At 63.8% G+C, this 17,195-nt stretch carries 17 protein-coding genes and 1 tRNA gene; 8 read left to right on the plus strand and 10 right to left on the minus strand.

Translation table 11 applies throughout. The annotated features are described in order from the left end of the window. Nucleotides 1-70: 70 nt before the first annotated feature. The gene (locus tag TMPK1_RS14800; RefSeq protein WP_420243867.1) at nt 71-343 is read left to right on the plus strand and encodes a helix-turn-helix domain-containing protein; all 273 of its coding nucleotides are present in this window, start codon (nt 71-73) and stop codon (nt 341-343) included. 2 nt (nt 344-345) lie between these two features. Here the strand turns inward: TMPK1_RS14800 and TMPK1_RS14805 are convergent. Then, nucleotides 346-440 (minus strand) — tRNA-Ile (locus TMPK1_RS14805). 327 nt (nt 441-767) lie between these two features. Here TMPK1_RS14805 and TMPK1_RS14810 point away from each other — a divergent pair. From TMPK1_RS14810 to TMPK1_RS14835, 6 genes are all read left to right on the plus strand, one after another. Beyond that, nucleotides 768-2,177: an AAA family ATPase gene (locus TMPK1_RS14810; RefSeq protein WP_420243868.1), complete on the plus strand. Its 1,410-nt coding sequence runs from the start codon at nt 768-770 to the stop codon at nt 2,175-2,177. Further along, the gene (locus TMPK1_RS14815; RefSeq protein ID WP_420243869.1) at nt 2,177-2,740 is read left to right on the plus strand and encodes a hypothetical protein; all 564 of its coding nucleotides are present in this window, start codon (nt 2,177-2,179) and stop codon (nt 2,738-2,740) included. Before TMPK1_RS14810 ends, TMPK1_RS14815 begins: the two co-directional genes overlap by 1 nt. 36 nt (nt 2,741-2,776) lie before the next feature. Then, on the plus strand, nt 2,777-3,868 hold the full coding sequence (locus tag TMPK1_RS14820) for a site-specific integrase (protein WP_420243870.1): 1,092 nt from the start codon (nt 2,777-2,779) through the stop codon (nt 3,866-3,868). Then, nucleotides 3,865-4,989 carry a hypothetical protein gene (locus tag TMPK1_RS14825; RefSeq protein WP_420243871.1) on the plus strand — a complete coding sequence of 375 codons (1,125 nt, stop codon included), beginning with the start codon at nt 3,865-3,867 and terminating at the stop codon, nt 4,987-4,989. The genes TMPK1_RS14820 and TMPK1_RS14825 overlap by 4 nt, the downstream gene beginning before the upstream one ends. Next, a complete protein-coding gene (locus TMPK1_RS14830) occupies nt 4,973-6,337 on the plus strand; it encodes a hypothetical protein (RefSeq protein ID WP_420243872.1) in 1,365 nt (454 codons plus the stop codon). Before TMPK1_RS14825 ends, TMPK1_RS14830 begins: the two co-directional genes overlap by 17 nt. A 79-nt stretch (nt 6,338-6,416) precedes the next feature. Next, entirely contained in the window at nt 6,417-6,794 is a 378-nt protein-coding gene (locus tag TMPK1_RS14835) for a hypothetical protein (protein ID WP_420243873.1), read from the plus strand. A 199-nt stretch (nt 6,795-6,993) separates the two neighbouring features. Here TMPK1_RS14835 and TMPK1_RS14840 read toward each other — a convergent pair whose 3' ends face one another. Further along, entirely contained in the window at nt 6,994-7,749 is a 756-nt protein-coding gene (locus tag TMPK1_RS14840; protein WP_420243875.1) for a hypothetical protein, read from the minus strand. Nucleotides 7,750-7,791: 42 nt separating this feature from the next. Next, entirely contained in the window at nt 7,792-8,580 is a 789-nt protein-coding gene (locus TMPK1_RS14845) for a DUF6615 family protein (protein ID WP_420243877.1), read from the minus strand. Between TMPK1_RS14845 and TMPK1_RS14850 the strand changes: the two genes are divergently transcribed. Then, the gene (locus TMPK1_RS14850) at nt 8,542-10,053 is read left to right on the plus strand and encodes a hypothetical protein (RefSeq protein WP_420243878.1); all 1,512 of its coding nucleotides are present in this window, start codon (nt 8,542-8,544) and stop codon (nt 10,051-10,053) included. The two genes, TMPK1_RS14845 and TMPK1_RS14850, sit on opposite strands and share 39 nt — an antisense overlap. A gap of 42 nt (nt 10,054-10,095) precedes the next feature. Here TMPK1_RS14850 and TMPK1_RS14855 read toward each other — a convergent pair whose 3' ends face one another. The 7 genes from TMPK1_RS14855 to TMPK1_RS14885 form a co-directional block, all read right to left on the minus strand. Beyond that, the gene (locus tag TMPK1_RS14855; protein WP_420243879.1) at nt 10,096-11,658 is read right to left on the minus strand and encodes a recombinase family protein; all 1,563 of its coding nucleotides are present in this window, start codon (nt 11,656-11,658) and stop codon (nt 10,096-10,098) included. Between the two features lie 56 nt (nt 11,659-11,714). Then, nucleotides 11,715-12,323 carry a magnesium chelatase domain-containing protein gene (locus tag TMPK1_RS14860; RefSeq protein WP_420243880.1) on the minus strand — a complete coding sequence of 203 codons (609 nt, stop codon included), beginning with the start codon at nt 12,321-12,323 and terminating at the stop codon, nt 11,715-11,717. 90 nt (nt 12,324-12,413) lie between these two features. Beyond that, complete coding sequence (locus tag TMPK1_RS14865; protein ID WP_420243881.1) at nt 12,414-13,547, minus strand: aminotransferase-like domain-containing protein; 1,134 nt, start codon at nt 13,545-13,547, stop codon at nt 12,414-12,416. A 113-nt stretch (nt 13,548-13,660) separates the two neighbouring features. Further along, a complete protein-coding gene (locus tag TMPK1_RS14870; RefSeq protein ID WP_420243883.1) occupies nt 13,661-14,671 on the minus strand; it encodes a GlxA family transcriptional regulator in 1,011 nt (336 codons plus the stop codon). Nucleotides 14,672-14,711: 40 nt separating this feature from the next. Then, nucleotides 14,712-14,981 (minus strand): DUF4242 domain-containing protein, encoded by a 270-nt coding sequence (locus TMPK1_RS14875; protein ID WP_420243884.1) that lies wholly within the window; start codon nt 14,979-14,981, stop codon nt 14,712-14,714. Between the two features lie 148 nt (nt 14,982-15,129). Continuing rightward, nucleotides 15,130-16,134 carry a retroviral-like aspartic protease family protein gene (locus TMPK1_RS14880; protein ID WP_420243885.1) on the minus strand — a complete coding sequence of 335 codons (1,005 nt, stop codon included), beginning with the start codon at nt 16,132-16,134 and terminating at the stop codon, nt 15,130-15,132. Beyond that, on the minus strand, nt 16,115-17,128 hold the full coding sequence (locus tag TMPK1_RS14885; RefSeq protein ID WP_420243886.1) for a retropepsin-like aspartic protease: 1,014 nt from the start codon (nt 17,126-17,128) through the stop codon (nt 16,115-16,117). Before TMPK1_RS14885 ends, TMPK1_RS14880 begins: the two co-directional genes overlap by 20 nt. Nucleotides 17,129-17,195: the final 67 nt, after the last annotated feature.

Here is a 17,195-nt window from a genome sequence, read left to right on the forward strand (position 1 = left end):
ATGAGACTTGCGGGTCACTTCAAAGGGCTTGTGCTTTTCAGCGACCGGCCATCCGGGGTCTATCGTCGGGATGGTTGTTTCCGGGCGACAAATCCGGGCGGCGCGCGCGCTGCTGGACCTGTCACAAATCGATCTCGCCGATCTCGCCAAGGTCGGACGCGAGACGATCAGCGATCTCGAGATCGGCAAGGACGTGCGCACGTCGACGTTGATGGCCGCGGTCGACGCGCTCCATGCGAAAGGCATCGAGTTCGTGAACGGCCGGAACGGCGAAGAAGGCGTGGTCCTTCACGCGCCGGCCAAGAAGCCGAAGAAACGCGCGTCGCGAAAAGCCAGCCGTTGAATTGGTCGGGGCAGTGGGACTCGAACCCACCCGTCGCCGGTAATCTGCCAGCTCCCGCGGGGATATAAGGCCCGCCTGCACACCCGTGCTTACCCCGTCTATTCGACGGCGGCGCTCGGTATGAGTGGGTGTGCTTTCATTGCGACGCATGTTGTTCGATCGGATGCCGATGGCAAGTGCGGTCGTGACCGATAAGTCACTTTTTGTGGTCGTTGGTCCACATCGTTCGACTTTCGTTCTTGACGACGCGTCGTGCGCCCCTAGGTTGCCCCCGATGTCGAACGCAACGATCAGCTTCGAACCCAGCAAGGCGGCGCGCGTCAGCGCGTACGTGCGCGAAGTCATAACGCTCGCGGCCTGACCGCCGCTTGAGCCGCGCCGCAACTGCGGCGCTCACCGACATCATCACCAGATGGAGAAATCGATGACCCACGTCATCGAAGAGCCCGCGCTGCGCCTTTGGCGCATCTTGCGCGCGGAAGACTTTTTGCGCGTCGACCGTCGTCGGAAGGACGGCCTGGCCAACTGCGAAATCGAGGCGGTGGTATCCGCGCTCGCTCGCGTGCATCCGCTGCCGACCAACGAACGAGATCGCGACGAGTACACCGCGGCACTGAACGGCGATGCGTCTTGTGCGATCGCGCTTGCCGAGCGCGCGCCGACCGACGACGAGCACGCGAGCTGGCTCGTCGTCGCCGCGTCGCGCGGCGCGCGAGAGGCCTGGGGCCTGCTGGTCGACGTGTTCGACGGGGTTCGCCGTCGCGTCGAGCGGGACGGCAGCGCATCCAAGTTGGCGGAAGCGGACACGCTCGACGAGCTGCGCGACGAATGGGCGGCCTTGTTTCGCGACGGTCCGCCGAAAGGCGGCATCGCCGCGATCCTTCGGCCGGACGGCGGCGTCGAGGAGCTTCTGAACTTTTCCGAGGACGAAGACGTCGAGACTGGATCGCCAGGCCCGTCGCTCGTCGTCGTGAAGGCGATCGGCGATCGAGATACGCGCGAGGGCGAGCTACTGTTCGACGCGTATGGCGCGCTGACTCGGCCGCTTCCGCTGGAAACGTCGCCGATCGCGCCCGGGTTGCTGGCCTACATGCTCACGTATCGTTTTCCGTGGGCGGCCGACGCGATCGCGCTGCTGCGCCGGCAGCTCGAAGCGTCGGCGATGTCGGCCCGCGGTTCGCGCATCGGCCCGACGCTGTTCGTGGGACCGCCCGGCTCCGGCAAGACGAGCCTGGCGATGGCGGTGGGACGCCTCCTCGGCCTGCAGCCGACGCTGCTCTCCGTCGCCGCGTCGCTGGACGTGCGGGCGTTGGTCGGAACCGCCCGCGGCTGGGCTTCGCGACAGCCGGCGTTTCCGCTGCTCGCGATGACGCGCGCGAAGATCGCCAACCCGCTGATGATCGTCGACGAGATCGACAAGGCGGCAGGACGCTTCGAAGGACGCATGGAAGATGCGCTGCTCGCGTTCCTCGAGCCGTCGACCGCGGGCTGCTGGTTCGACGAGTGCCTGCTCGGCGCGTGCGATCTGTCGGCGTGTTCCTGGCTCCTCACCGCCAACGATCCCGACGCGATCTCCGACGTGCTGACGTCGCGCGTCGAGGTGGTGGAGGTGCCGCGTCCGTCGGGGCGCGACCTCGACAACGTGCTCGAAGTCGCGAGACGCGACCTCGCCTTCCGCATGCTCGCCGATCCCGAGGATTTGCCGATGCCGCCGGCAAGGGTGATGAAGGCACTGCGGGACGCGCTCGATCAAGGCGCGAACCTGCGCACGGTCCGCCGCGCCCTGGAGCGCCACGTCGCCCACGCCGGCCTCCAACCGCGACGGGCGCACTGATGCCATCGGCGAAACCGAAGCGCACCGCAGGCGAGCGATCGCTCGTGCTGCTCACCGGCTTGATGGACCAAGGCAGGCTGCTCGCGGCCAGCGTCGCCGTCGGTCGGCTCGAACTGCCGGCCCGCCGGACGATGCCGATCATCGACGAGATCGTCGGCTTCTCGGCGATCGACGCGGTGGACGAGCGCGGGGTTCTGGCCGCCGTCACCGACGTGCTGTGGCGGGCCGGCCGGACCGACTGCTTGGTCGTCACGCTCGACGGCATGAACCGCGAGATTCCGGCACTGCTGTCGGGCGGAGCCAGGTTCGGGATCCCGATCGAGCCGGTGCGCGAGCTGGTGCCGGTCCCGCCCGGCCATGCCCCCGGCGCGGCGGCGCACGAGCACCTGAGCGTGGCGCACTGGACCTCGGGCTTGCCGGAGGATCCCGGCGACCTCGCCGGCGCGCACAACGTTGCCTGGAGCCTCTTGCTGGGAATCCTCAAATCCTCAGGGGCCATGAGCGAGGCGCTGTGGCGGCGGCGGATGCAGGGGTTTGTGCCTTGCAGGACTCGCGCAGAGTGATTCGGGCGGCGTCACGAATCACTCCGAGACAAACAGATGACCCTGCCCGCCGTTCTGCTTCCGCCTGCCCGGGGCGCCTTGAGAGGCGTCTATGTCCTGAAGGACCCGTCATTGCCGGTGCCCGTCGCCTTCGACGGCGACGACCGGCCGATTCAATACATGGTCGAGTTCGCGCGCTGGCTACTCGGCCGCCTTCTCGCCGTCGGGACGATTTCCGATCGCGTCGGCGAGGTCGTCCGTTGGTTGCGCTGGTGCGGCGGGCAGGACCTCGATCCATGCGCCCCGGACCCGCAATCGTACGCAAGCTACTGGACGAGGCGATCCAAGCGCGCCGACGGCTCTCCGCGTTCCCGCGCCGGCATCGGCGTTTCGATGCGCCACCTGGAATCCTTCATGGAGTTCTGCGTCGCGTCCGGACGAGCGCCGGCGTTGCCGTATGAGTTGATCGCCAAAAAGATTCGAACGCCGCGCGGCGAGATCGTGGCGATGGTCCCGACCATCCGGCCGGCGCGGCAAGTCCGCGATACCATCATCCTGCCCGAGCCCGAGACGTTCGCCGCGGTCGTGGCCGCGCTCGACGGAGAGATGGCGATCTTCCTGCGGCTCGGACTCGAAGCCGGCGTTCGTACGAGCGAGGGGCCGCGGGTGCTGCAGGCGTGGCGTTGCAAGCGCGATCTGGGCGGCGGCGACTGCGTGGTCACGATCAGGCGCAAGAAGCGACCGGACGGCGCTCCCGTCTATGTCGGCGCGGATCTGGCGCGCGACATCGATGCTTTCCTTCGCCACCGTCGGGACCGAGCCACATATCCGTCGAGGTTCGCCATCGCGCACGCAATCGAGGAGGCCGCGCGCAAGGTCGGAGCGCGCGTGACGATGACGCTGGCACGTCACGCATTCGCGAGCGGCCTGTACCAGGCGCTGCTCGAGCTTGAAGGACCGGACCGTGTCGGCGCACCGCCGCTCGTCGTGAAAGAGGCGATGGGTCACGCCAGCCTCGCGACCTCGGAAAGCTATCTCGATCTCTTCGAGCATGACGTGGACGTTTCGCTCGCGATCGTGCCGCCGGATCGCGCGCGCGATCTGCTGCGTGCCATTCGATGCGCCAACTACGGAGGACGGGCGCGATGAAGGCCGACATGGAATCTCCCGTCGTCTCGATTCCGTCGCCCACCAATCCGGCGCGGCGCATTCCGTTGCGAGGTTGGGCCGATCGCGGAGATCTAGGACATGCGATCCGCGACGTCGTTGCGCTCGCGGACAGGCAGGCGACTGCAACGGCGCTCGCGCAAACCGCGCAGCGTATGGCGCGAGCCCTTGCCGTCGCCGAGGCGACGTTGCGTCGTGCGAAGTGCCTGCGTGTCGCGGATATCGACGATGAGCTCGTGCGCACGATGATGGACGCATTGCTGCGTCAGGGCAGGCTCGACGGAGCGGGCCCGCTGTCCGCAAGGTCGACGCTCGACCACGAAGACGCAGCGCTGTCGATCCTTCGGCGACTGCCGGGGCGCGCCTGCCGCCTTCCGGAACGGGTGGTCTTCGCCCCGACGAACGCGCTCGTTCGCGAACCGCTCGACGAAGGCGCGATCGCCAAGCTCGACGACGCGATCCGCATCGGCATGGAGACGGCCTCGACGCGTGCGAGGTTGTTCGATGCCGTACCGTTCTTGCTGGCGTTCGCCCGGATTTCGGGACTGACGGACGCACAGCTCTTCGAGTTGTCGACCGCTTGCATCGTGAAGGACGTGCGCGGCGCGCACCGGCTCCGATACGTGAAGCATCGCGCCGGCGGGCCGCAGTCGCTGCGCCTGGATCCGGCGCAGGCGATCGCGCTTCGCGAGGTGCGCGATCGATGGCTTCAACTCTCGGCCGGCGTGCGAGCAGCGGCGGCGACGCGCGATCTCGCCTGTCTTTGGGTCGTCGCCGATCGTCGCGGCCGTCCCGTTGCGCAGCGGTACGACCGCCATGAAACGACGATCCGTTCGTGCGTTCGTAGTTGGTGTCTGGCGCGCGACCTGCCGATTGAGATCGCGCGCCGGCCTTTCACGTCCATCAGACGTCTCGCGCTCAAGGAAACGTCGCGCGAAGGCACGATCGATCTGGCCGCCCGCCGCGCCGGCCACGCTGGCGAACTCGATCCGACCTATGTCCGCACGCTTTCGTCCGAGGAAGAGTGCCTTGTTGCGGTGCTTGCCTCGGGAGAAGACCTGCTTCGTCGGGCAGCGAGGTACGCCGATGGCGCCGTCGGCTAAGCCTCTCGAAGCGCTTCCCGCGCCGGCGCACATCTTCGAGCGTCGAGGCGCGAACGTCACCCGCGCGTCCTTGATCGAAGACGACGTTTGGGACGGCGTGAGTGAAACCGAAGGGTGCGGCAAATCCGCGTCCGCTCGCGTCATTCGCTGGCGCGCGGCGATGCACGAGCAACATCGTCTGGGCGTCGCCGGCAGCGCATGCCTTCTCAATTCGGCGAAGCGCCTGTTGCTCGAAACGTCTGGCGACAGGGCGTCGTTCTCGTCGCTCGGAACGTACTTCAACCGACTTAAGCCACTGCTTCGCTGGATGTCGTCGATCGGCGTGCGCGAATTCGGCAATCTCACCGCCGAGGAGTTCGACGCTTTCATGATCGTGCGGTACGGCGAAGGTGCGTGCGCGCGCGATACCGACGAAAGCCTGATCGCCCGAGCCCGCGCCGCGTGTTTGGGGTCGGCAGGTCCGCAGGAGCGGCATCGATTGTTGCAAATACTGAAGGCCGGACAGGCCGCCCGACGCGATGGCAGGCTCAATGACGCAGTCGCGTTCGAACTTCCGGCTTCCAAGGAAGTTACGTCGGGTCGCAACGCTACGCCGTCGTTGAACGACGAAGATTTGGCGCGTCTCGTAGGTGCCGCGCTCAAGACCCTCGTGCTCGCCAGCGAGATCGTGGAGGCGCGCAGGCTCGAAGAGATGGGCCGCAAGTATCGCGGACCGTCCGGACTCGTGCGGAACGAAAAGGGCGTAAACGGTCTCACGCGCTGGGAGGTGGATCTGCAGGCGGCCGCCTACGTCGTCATCGCCGTCTTCACGGTGACGGCGCGGCCGGCGGATATCGTCGAGATGTCTCGCAACTGCATCACACTCCGACGCGCGCCCGGTCGGCTCGGGCATCTCGACGTCGCGATGCTGACCATGCACGACGTGAAATGTCGCCGTCGGGTCGTCCAGAAGCCGGCGCACTCCATCGTTCTCCACGCGATCGAGGCTTTGGCCGCGCTTTCGGATGTGCATCCGAACAGCGAAGGGCGGTTGTTCTTCGTACTTCGGAATCGCCCCACGCGCGGCGACGTGCCCTCGGCGAAGCTGCCAGTCTCGGCGATGGTCGACCGAGTTGCGTCATTCGCCGAACTGAGAGCGGGCTTGGCTACGCGAGTTACGTTGCGCGGGCTTCGCGCGACGGTGTTCGACCGTCTCTGCTGCTATCCGCATGGATTCAGTGCAGCGTACCGGTGGTCGCACGAGGATCCCGACACCACTAGCGGCTATGCGCGTCAGGCGCGCTTTGACGCGATCGCTGATGCCGCCATTCCGAAAGCGATGTCACGGATGCGCAGCCGTGCCCCCTAAGATTTACGTCGGTGCGGAATCGTCGGAAGCCATTTGGGACGCGGTGCGCGCGCTCGGGTGGCCTGACGTTCGCCCCTCGTTGAGCGAAGTCGCGAAGCGATCCGGGGTGCATGTTAGCACGATCAAGCGTGCGCGAGCCATCGATGCGGAACTCGACGCGGCGATTTCCCGTCGGAAGAGTGCAGTCCCGGCCGGCGTATCGAAGCCGGCGGAGGCGCGCGGGGAACTCGTGCGCTTGGCGAACGCCGCGCTTTTGACGGCGGACCGCGACGAGCTTCTGGCGCTAGAGAAGAACAAGGCGCGGAAGCTTGCCGAGCGCGTGGAAGCGCTGATCGACGAGCGGGATCGGCTGGAGGCGCAGATCCAGGAACTGCATCTGCAAATCGCAGAGTTCGAGCGCGTGGGCGCTCGCCGCCGAAAACCCTCTTTCGTCCCCGCTAACTCCAACTCGCGCTGAACTAACGCAACTCGCGACGAAGCATCGACGCTCGAAGGGCCGGCCGCCACGCGTATGATCTGAGCCTATTGTGAGCCGACTTTTCGATTTTGGCCGCTAAGCCTTTGTGCGGGAACGTGTGAGCCGAATTTGCGCGCACAGTTGGCAGGAAATGTGCGGGCACACCATCGGCTCACATAGCTCACCTCTACTACGCCGGTCAGGGGATTCCTTGGATCTGGCGTTCGAACCTGCGGATCGCAACTTCGAGATCTTTCGACCGTCGGAACGCAAGCAGTATCGCAAAGCCGGTAATCAAGATCGGCATGTAGCAGAACCCCGCTAGCGCTCCGAAGATGAGCTGCAGAGCAAAAGCCCCGATCAAGCCGGCTTTGGTAAACAATGTGCAGCCGATCAACGTGAGGAATGCCACACCACCCGAGAGAAATGCGATGCCAGTTTGCCACTCTTCGAGCGTGCTCTCGAGGCGCGTTCGAAAGCTGTCGCGATATGCATCGAACGCGTCCGACGCTCCTTGCGCCGCCGACACCATACGATCCTCAAGTTCACGATGCTTCGGATTAATGTATATGGTGAAATCGTCCGTTCCGTGCAGAGCGGCTTCGTCCATTGCGTTGCGCTCCAGCTCCCGCATTTCGCGCTCCGTTTCAGAAACGATCGCTGCAAATGCATCGTCGGCTTCAAGCAAACGCTCCCGTTGTTGCTCTGCGTTTCCGGGCAAAAACGAGGCAAACGACGCTAGCGCAAGGTTGAGCGCGACTGCGAGTTGAAACAGCGATTGAAAGTTCTGAAGCTCGAACTCTTTTCGGAACAGGTTCTTTTCGTATGGAAGCGACAGCATCGCAGCTATAAAAAGACCCTGCAGAACAAAGACAAAATACAGCCACTTCAGCCGCCGCATCTGTTGACGGTGTAGGTTGCGATCGTACGCGCTCGACGGAAGGAAGAAGCTCATGCGTTGACGCTTTCGCTCCTCAATTTTGGGCTGCGCAACAGTTCATCTTGGAGCAGGCGAGGACTCAAAATCGCTGCTTGGATTCGGGCCCATGTCTTTGACGACAACGGTCCAGCGCACGGAATTGCGCTCAAAGTACTCCGACTGCGCATCAGTACTCTCCGCGAGGCTTCGCACCGAACGAGGCGCGCTACGAAGGCGTCCGATGTACGCGTGCCCTTCGTCGCTTACCCCGGGAGGTGCGCGAAATCTCGGCTTAAGATGTCTAGCAACCGCAGAGACACCCGCGGGCGAACCGGGCCTGACGTCTGGGTAGCTAATTGGAGGGCCGGAAAGGCAAACGAGATTGTGCCAGGGCCTGCTCTTAGGAAGGAAATTGGCAGCGCGCCGCCAGTCACCATCCTCATGTTCCAGGAATGCATCTCGCACGAACCACGGATCGAGCACCGTGCATCCCGCATGAAAGTCAGCAGGGTGACCGGGCCACCAATTATAAAAGAGATATAATGGGTGAAGGTTCGCCGCGCTTGCGTGCTCTTGCAAGGCTTCACACTGTTGTGAATCGAGCGCGGGGTACGACAGATTTTCCTTCTGGCCGTCGAGACGCTTCGCCTGAAACCTGATGCCGAAGTATTCGGCCGGCCCGACAAAATGCATGTCGATATCGCCGCCAACCAAACTCTCGTTATGTGTTTTGTATGCGTCGACCTGGTCGGGATAGTAGCGCCGCAGCCACGCAACAATCATGTCCGTGATCGTGGTTTCGCTGACTCTGGCCGGTTCGGACCATCCGTGTTCAAGCGTATCCCAGACGGTGGCGGCGAGCTGCACGAAGCCGTCGCACAGAGTCGCGCCATCGGGCTTTGTCCAAAACACGTTGCCGGTACCCGCAGATATCGAGAGCGAACCTTTTTACTGAACAATCGTGCCAAATTGTCACTTATTGATGAAAGGCCGACATTAGGTCGGGGCGAACCGGCGAATGCGTCATCGGGCGGGCAGATGGACAAACAGCAAAGGGGGGAGCTGCAAAAGCTCGCAACGATTTACGTGGACGCGTTTCGGGAAGCGGCCGTGCAGGGTCGCGACGACGTTGCACGTATCCTTCGCAGCCCCGGTTGGACTCTCCACGAGCTTGGCGCGATAGAGCACACGCCAGAACTAGTTCAAGCGCTGGCAGACCTGTCGCAACGTGCTGCGGAATACCTTGGAGCTACCAAAGGTAACGAAAGCGCCATTCGCAAAATTGCAGAACAGTGCGCCTTCGAATTGAAGGACGAATCCAATCCCGAAGTTCTGACTTCAGGTATCGACCGCCTAATCGACACGATCTTGACCCGTGCAACTACGGTGATCGAGGGCATATATCCGAATTACTTATTTCATCTCGCCGGCGCTGACGTGAGCATCGGACCAGTTCGAGCGACAACGACGCAGCGTTTCGATCAGGAGCTTCGCGAACGACCGGAGGGCGAGCTCGTCCGGTTGGTGCCAGGGAAACGGCTGACTTACACGGAATTTCCAGAGCCGGGTGACGCGTGGACCTTCACGATCCACCCCGTATGCTGGGTTGTTTCCATCGTCGGCGCCCCGGAGAATGCAGACGAAGAGGCCAAGTGGTTGATCGACGTGGCCGTCAGCTATCTCCGTCTCCTCGTTCCAGAACGTGGTCCGCTTTTCCCCAAGATTGGCGACGTTGAGCCTCACCCGTTTTTTCCACATCACGAGAAGGCGGGGATCAAGCTTACTTGCACAGCAGCATCGTTCGGCAAAGTTTCGTTGCCGCCGACGTATTCAATAACGCCGCTCATTCAGCGCGCCATAGCCACCGACTCGTTCAAGGCGAATGCGGATGCGATTTTTAACGCACGTCCGAAATCGCTCGGCGAGCAGATTGGCCGTGGACTCGGCTGGCTCGCACGCGGTCGTCAGGCCGCCGATCGCGCTGAACGGTTCCTGTATTTCTTCACAGCGATCGAGGCCGTTCTCACGCGCGACGACAAGACTTCGCCGGTCGTACAGACCATTGCTCGACATGCCGCGGTCATGCTGACGGACGACAACGGGGGTCGAGCAGAGCTCGCCTCGCTTCTAAGAAAACTCTACTCAAATCGATCGGCCCTCATTCACGGCGGCGACCCTTCGGTAATCTGGACGAGCGCGAACACGCTGCAGCAGATCGCCGAGAGCATTTTCTTCTTGCTTGTCCGCACGCCTGATTTGGCGCGAAAGCACGAGAGCTTCTGCGACGAGCTCGCGCGCGCGACGTATGGTTTGCCCTGGAGCGGCCGTCCGCAAATCTAGCGCGGATTTCGTCCGTACGTCGCGCACCGTTCGCCCACGTCGTTAGCCGGCGACGGATCTTCGCGACGGGGGCGACCACAGTCGATCTTTCGTCACGTGCGCGACGCCCAGCGACTTACCGTCCGAGCGAAACAACTCGATCTCGCCCGGACCAACCTTGATGCAGGTGAGCAGCCGGTTGAGTTCGGCGGCGAACGCGAGGCGCTCGTCGATGGTGGCGGTTTCAAGTTCCCGGGCACGCTTCCAAGCTTCGATGACGTCGAATTTACGCGGCCCGCCTGCCTTCGCAGCCGCGAGCGCATGCGCCGTGGCCTCTTCGCGCAACGCCGCTTCCTCTTCGGCAAGGTCACCCACGAGTTTCAGGATGTCCGGCGGCGAGACCTTGCGACTTGCGAACTCGTGTAGCAGCGCGCCGCGCTTCGCTGCCTTCTCGGCGGCGCGACCGCTGGCGAGCGCGGACGCGCGCCGGTGCATCGCGACGGCGTGGTCGGCCTCGCCGATGAATTGGAGTGCGAGAACGACGGTGTAGGTTTCAAGCTTGTCGAAGGGAAAACGCGGAGGGTCGTCGCAGTGCTCACCGCGAATGTGGTTGGAGCAGACGGCATAGGCAAGATCGCCCGTACCCGGACTCGAACGTCCCTTGTTCTGGCGGTAGATCGGCGAGCCGCACGACGCGCAGACCCCGAGCCCCCTAAACAGGTTCGAGAACCTTTCACCCTTCTGGCCAGGCTTGTTGCGCCGGCTCGCGCGCGCATCCGCCTCGTTGATGAACGTCACCAGGTCGATCACGGGCGGGTAGTAATCGGCGACCTCTTCGCCGACGGGAACGCGCACTCCGTTGACCTTCTTGTGAGGCTGGAAAAAGCCGACGACCTGGCGATTTCCCAGGATCTTCTTCACGTATGTTTCACCCCATCCTTGCTTGCGCGCGATCGGCGGGACGCCCTCCTGATTGAACACGCGCGCGATCTTTCGGGGCCCGATACCGCCGATTGACATCGCGTAGATCCGTTCGACGACGGCCGCGGCCGTTGGAATGAGACGGAACTCGCCGACGGTTCGGTCGAACTCGATCCAGGCGGGCGAGATCGACGTCATCGGCTTCAGGGAGATCGTCGCGCGCTTGCCGTCCCAAGTTTCAGCGAGGCGGTCGCTCTTCACCTTGCTTTCGTCGTGACCGCGCTCGAGCTTGCCGATCAGGCGCTGCAGAAGGCTCGAGTCCTTGCGAAGGAGATCGACGCTGTACCGGACGCGGTCGAACAGTGTGATGATCTCGACCCCGTGATTGACGATCTGTTGGATCACGGCGACGGCGTCGTAGGGCGGCATCCTGCTCAGGCGATCGAGAGATTCGATCAGGAGGATCGACCCAGGTCGTACGGTCCCTTGCGTGATGGCCGCCAGGAACCGACCGAGCGCACCTTCCTTGACGTTGTCGCCGCGGAAGGCGCTTCGGCCCAGATCCTTGAGGGTTTCGTCCAGCCGGTAGCCGTTCTCCTGGCACCAGCGCTCGGCCAAGGCGAGCTGTCGTCGTTCGGAATCTCCGGCCGCCTGTGCGGAGCTGGAGAAGCGGATATAGCTGATAGCTAAAGGTTTTTCGGTCATCCCCAGGGTATCCGCGTAGACCTTGCAAGGCGCAACGCGGTGCCGGGGCGTATGGGTCACACGAGCAGCAAATTATGCGCACCAGCCGCAGCGATTTCGAGCGCACGGCGCGCGCTTTCCTGGCCCCGCACGTCGGCGAGATCGGCATGCGAAGGTGCATCGTCGCGCGGCGTTGCGGGTGCCGGTTGCGACAGGATCTGCGTGCCTTTGAAATGGTTGATCAGCACCAGCAACGATTGCGGCGCGATGATTTCGAGCGGGCCGGCCCAGGCTGCTTCGCCGCCTTGTGCAGCGGGACAGATCAGGCCGCGCTCGCGCGACACCGCATCGATCGCCGCGGGCAGCACGCCAGTGACGGATGCGATCTGCCCGTCGAGCGCCAATTCACCCAGCGCCGCGAAACGCGCCAGCTCGTCACGCGGCAGCACCTCCATCGCGCCGAGCAGGGCCAGCGCGATTGGCAGATCGAAATGCGAGCCTTCTTTCTGGACGTCGGCCGGCGCGAGATTGACCGCGACACGTTTGGCCGGCAGCGACAGGCCCATCGCGTAAAAGGAGCTGCGCACGCGTTCGCGACTTTCCGCGACCGCCTTGTCGGGCAAGCCGACGACGAGAAACCCGGGCATGCCGTTGGTGATTTGCGCCTGCACGTCGATCGACTGCACGTCGCAACCCCGAAAGGCGACCGTATGGATCCTGGCAACCATTGCGAGAGAGTGCGCAAAAACGCGACGATCTCGCAATATATTTAACGGTTATTCGGCGGCAAACGCGTTCATGTGGGCTGGCGCGCTGCGGTCGGCGCGCTTTTCCGCCACCGCCCGTGCACGCAACAACATGCCGAGCCGCGCCGCTTCGGTTTCGAGCCGTGCCGCGCTGGCGCCGCCGAAACCAAGTACCAGACCGAAGCTGGGCAGCGCCGGATCGCAGAAATCCGACAGGCGCATCACGCCAAAGCCCGCCACCCGGCACGACGCCACCAGCTCGCGTTCCGCCGCCGCATGTTCGAGATCGATCGTCGCCGTGAAGGTCAGCGCATCGGCACGCAACGAGCGGCCGGGCTCGAGATAGCGCGTGATGCCGCTGCAGAATGCATCGAAGCGCACCGTCGCTTCGCGCCGCAGCCGGTCGAGATGCGCATCGAGCGCACCGCTGGTGATGAAGCCGTGCAACACCGCCTGGTGCAAAGTCAGCGTGTCGTTGCCGCTCAACATCAATTCAGCGAGCAGCTGTTCGGCAACGGCGGGCGGAGCCACGACATAGGCGAGATCGATGCCCGGCGCTGCGATCTTGCCGAACGAACCGACCAGCACGCTGCGCGGATGCGAGCCGGCAGCGGTGATTGTCGGATCCAACAATAGATTGCCGCCGAGATCGTCCTCGACGAACCAGCCGTCAACGCCGCTCGCCCAATGATGCAGCGCGGCGCGGCGCGCATTGCAAAAACGTGCACCGATCGGCGTCGAAGCGCCGAGACTGACCAGCGCGAAGCGCGCCGTGTGCACGACACCGCGTGCGAGCGCGACCTGGATGTTGGTCGGATCGGCGCGAAACCCGATCGGCGTGCCGATGGCGCCGAGGATCGCGGCGCGATGCAGACTATCGCCGGGCGATTCCACCCAGGCTTCGCGCGCATCGTCGAGCAACGCGCCGGCAACCAGGCGCAGCGCCGCTGCGCGCGACGGCAAGATCAGAATATGTGCCGCGTCGATCGAACGGCCGAGCGTATCGCCGAGCCGCCGTGCCAGTTCCTGCCGCAACGGCATGTAGCCTGCAGCTGCGCCAGGGCGCAGCGCGCCGACGCCAAGCTGCGTCGCAATGCGTTTGTGCAGGCGTGCCCACGTATCCAGCGGAAAGACGTCCCAAGGCATATCGCCAGGCGTGAGCATCAATTCCCTCATCGCGCGCCATCGATCATTCGGGCTGAGACGCACGCGGCATAGGCGAAATTCCCTCTGAACTGCCGATCGCAGCCAAAAATCGACCGGACGAATACGGCGACTTACGGCGCTTCCAGGGCGACCTGGCCGCGCACGCGCAGCGGTGCGAAATGGGCGCGATATTCGGCCGGCGTCATGCCGGTGCTGCGCTTGAACAGGCTGCGGAAGAAGGCGACGTCGTCGTAGCCGACTTCGGTCGAGATCGACTGGATCGCTTTGGTGTCCCGTTCGAGCATCGACTTGGCCGCTTCGATGCGCAGCGCCTGCAGATAGGCCGCCGGCAGCCGTCCGGTTGCGGCCTTGAAATGGCGCACGAACGTGCGCGCACCGAGGCCGCAACGATCGGCCAAGGTCTGAGTCGAAACGTCGTCGCGATAATTCGCCTGCAGGAACGTCTCGGCGACGCGAATTCGTTCGTCGCTATGCGGCTGCGAGATCGGCAACATCGCATAGCCCGATTGATGGATGCGCGGCATCGGCAACAGCAACGCCTTGGCGCACTGCACCGCGACTTCATGGCCGCACAGTTTTTCGACCAGATACAGGCTGACATCCATCGATGCGTAGACGCCGCCGCTGCACAGCATGCGCTGGTCTTCGGTGACGAACAGGTCGGGACGCCAATTCACTTTGGGATAGCGCTTGGCGAAATCGTCGCCTTTCGCCCAATGCGTCGTCGCAGTACGGCCATCGAGCAAACCGGCTTCGGCGAGATAGGCGGTGGCCATGCAGACGCCTGCCACATACGCGCCTTGCTCGTAATGGTGGCGCAGCCACGGCAGCATCGACGCGTTGTCGACCAGCCGAAGATCCATGTCCAAACCCGACGTCGACACGATGAGGATGTCGGTATGGTCGACATCCTCGACCGCGCCATCGGGCGTGACGACGAGGCCGTAAGAGCTACGGACGGGCTTGCCGCCCAACGTTACGGTGCGGACGCGAAACGCCGGTTGGGTTGGACGATCGTGCAGCTCATTCCAGAGCGCACCGGCGGCGTGAAAGATTTCCACCGGCACAACTGCCGTCGAAGAAAGACCTTCGTCCAAAAGAACAACCGTCACATCCAGCACGAACTACTCCTTACGTCCTCGTCTTTTCACGGCTGCGATCTCAGCCCGCGGTGAGCGGGCAGATCCGGGTCACGACTTCCGAAATGCGCGTCGCGGGGAAGCCGCTGATGCGCGCATGTTCTTTAATCACTGCTTCGTCCTTGGCCAGGTAGATGCAGAACGTCTTGTCCTTCGCCACGAACGACTCGACCCACTGCACGCCGTCCAGTTTCGCCAGCGCGTCGTTCGACGTCTGCGCAGCACCTTTGAGTTGCTCGGCGTTCAGCGTGTCGACGCCCGGGATGTCTCGCTCGATCACATACTTCTTCATGGTTCATTCCTCCGTTGTGGGGAGCGGGAACCTGCAGTTTCGCCAGTCCCAGAGGAAGGAGGCGATCCAGACAACAAGCAGGGGTGATCATGCAGCAGGACCATTGGACGTCGTTCGTCGTGACGCGCGATCCGTTACTAGAAATCGTTCAGCCGGATCGTGCGGGTACGGGCACGCGAAAAATCGGGTTGTTGCCGACACGCAGAAACGACAAGCGGTCTTCGGCCGGCGACAGCAAAACACGATGCGTATTCAGCCAATCGGCGCCGATGACGAACTCGTGATCGGTCTCGGTAACGATGTGGCTGCCGGTGTAGATGCGTTTGTCCGGACGATCGCTGAGGATGGCGAAGCGCGGCGCATCCAACGTCTCATCTTCAAATGCAAATCGCCGAAAGCGGCGATTTTCCAACAGCACCGGCTGTCCGTCGACGCCGCGCGTCGTACCGACCTGCACGCTGTTGCCGTCATTCGCATCGATACCGAGCTGGTACAGTGCACGGCGCGCAACACTCGAAAACGGCGCACCGCTATCGAGCAGCGCGCGCAATACGACGCCGTCGAGTTCGATTTGCACGATGGCGCGATAGCGCTCGCTGTGCCGCAAGCGCGAAACACGCGCGCCATCGGGGGTCGGCGCGGTGCCGCGCGGATAAAAACGCAGCGCAGAATTCGGCAGGTCGAATTCGACGTCCCAGTCCCACAGGAATTCGTTTCCCAGCAGGCCGGCAATGCCGGGGCCGAACCCGCCGCTGGCGAGCACCCACAACTGTTTGCGCGCGCGCGGATTTGGCAGGCCGTCGAGTTCCATGCCCGGCTGCACCGCAAGCTCAACTGGCAGCGGGCCGCCGATGCCACGCGCTGTGAAGTTGGTGCGACGCAGATCGAGCGCGATCGCGTCCGCGACGGTGCGGTCCAGCACCGAGCGGGTGGATCCGGTATCGACCAGGAACCGCAACTCGTGACCGCGCACGCGCGCAAGAACGGTGGGGCGGCCGCCAATATCGGCCGAGGCCGGCAACGTGAAGATGCCGCCTTCATCGGCCTGTGCCGCACGCATGCACGCAGCCGGCAGGACGTTCGACAAGAACGGCGCCGCGGTCAGTCGCAGCGCCTGTCGTCGTGTTAGCGCCTCACTCGGCGCCACGGGCATAGACGACGCGCCCGCTTTGGAAAGGAAAGTCCTGGTTTGCATCGCTCGTCGGGCGGAAGACCGGGCCACCTTCGTAAGTGAACCACAATTTCCGTTCCCGCGATTGCACATAAACACGATGTGCGTTCAACCAGTCGGCGCCCAGCAACAAGTCCCAGCCGCCGTCCTGGCTGAGATGCGAGCCGGTGTCGCCACGCGTCTCTGCAATCAGATCTGCAATCGCGATGCGCGGCCGCTGAATTTCTTCCTCGCCGATTTTGAAGCTGCGGAATCCGTGCGAGCGTATGTCGATCGGCTTGCCGTCGATCCCGCGCCAACGGCCCGACACAGCAAGATCCGGATCGGACGGCGCCACGCCCAACCGTCGCGCAGTTCGCCAGGACATCACAGTCTGTGGCGCGGCAGAGTCGAGCAGCGCCAACAACGACACGCCGTCGATTTCGACCTGCAGCATGGTTTGAAATGCGTCGCCGCCGCGCAGATCGACGTGATCGGGAACGGCACTCCACGGCGTCGGCGCGACGTCGCAGCTTTTGCTCTGGTACATCGCGACGCGCTTGTGCGGCAGGTCGAATTCGACGTCGGCCTTGCTCCAGAAATCGTTGCCGAGCACGCCCGCAATCCCGTCCGTATGTTGTGCTGCGGGCGCCAGCGCCATGCGCAAGTCACCTGGCGCTGTCGCGCCCGGTAATTCGAGCGCCGGCACCGTCACGCGTTCGAGCTTCATTTCGCGACCGGCGCCATAGACGCGCAGACCCGATTTGTCGTCGCGCGGCAGCGACAGACGTTCGGCGATGCCGCGATCGATTTGCGTCATGTTGGCGCCGGTGCCGATCACGAAATCGACCTTCTCGCCGCGAATCTTCGCCGGCAACAGCGCGATCGTGCCTTGCATGCGTACGGGGAATTCGCTGATCCGCACCAAGGTGCATTCGGCCAGCGCCGGGCCGGCAAGCGTCGCCGCAGCCAACGCTACTGTCACAAGTCGAAGCATCGTGTCCCTCGATTCAAGGTCGAAGAGACGCTCGCCGATGCGGCGCACGCGCGATAGGTCGCGACGG

The sequence above is a fragment of the Roseiterribacter gracilis genome (assembly GCA_018332375.1).
Taxonomy (GTDB): Bacteria; Pseudomonadota; Alphaproteobacteria; order BOG-932; family Roseiterribacteraceae; genus Roseiterribacter; species Roseiterribacter gracilis.

Coding starts and splice junctions, on each gene's coding strand:
- TMPK1_RS14875 (WP_420243884.1), bottom strand. CDS start 14,981: ATGAAGAAGTATGTGATCGAGCGAGACATCCCGGGCGTCGACACGCTG.
- TMPK1_RS14885 (WP_420243886.1), bottom strand. CDS start 17,128: ATGCTTCGACTTGTGACAGTAGCGTTGGCTGCGGCGACGCTTGCCGGC.
- TMPK1_RS14820 (WP_420243870.1), top strand. CDS start 2,777: ATGACCCTGCCCGCCGTTCTGCTTCCGCCTGCCCGGGGCGCCTTGAGA.
- TMPK1_RS14855 (WP_420243879.1), bottom strand. CDS start 11,658: ATGACCGAAAAACCTTTAGCTATCAGCTATATCCGCTTCTCCAGCTCC.
- TMPK1_RS14825 (WP_420243871.1), top strand. CDS start 3,865: ATGAAGGCCGACATGGAATCTCCCGTCGTCTCGATTCCGTCGCCCACC.
- TMPK1_RS14865 (WP_420243881.1), bottom strand. CDS start 13,547: ATGCTCACGCCTGGCGATATGCCTTGGGACGTCTTTCCGCTGGATACG.
- TMPK1_RS14880 (WP_420243885.1), bottom strand. CDS start 16,134: ATGCCCGTGGCGCCGAGTGAGGCGCTAACACGACGACAGGCGCTGCGA.
- TMPK1_RS14800 (WP_420243867.1), top strand. CDS start 71: ATGGTTGTTTCCGGGCGACAAATCCGGGCGGCGCGCGCGCTGCTGGAC.
- TMPK1_RS14830 (WP_420243872.1), top strand. CDS start 4,973: ATGGCGCCGTCGGCTAAGCCTCTCGAAGCGCTTCCCGCGCCGGCGCAC.
- TMPK1_RS14815 (WP_420243869.1), top strand. CDS start 2,177: ATGCCATCGGCGAAACCGAAGCGCACCGCAGGCGAGCGATCGCTCGTG.
- TMPK1_RS14810 (WP_420243868.1), top strand. CDS start 768: ATGACCCACGTCATCGAAGAGCCCGCGCTGCGCCTTTGGCGCATCTTG.
- TMPK1_RS14840 (WP_420243875.1), bottom strand. CDS start 7,749: ATGAGCTTCTTCCTTCCGTCGAGCGCGTACGATCGCAACCTACACCGT.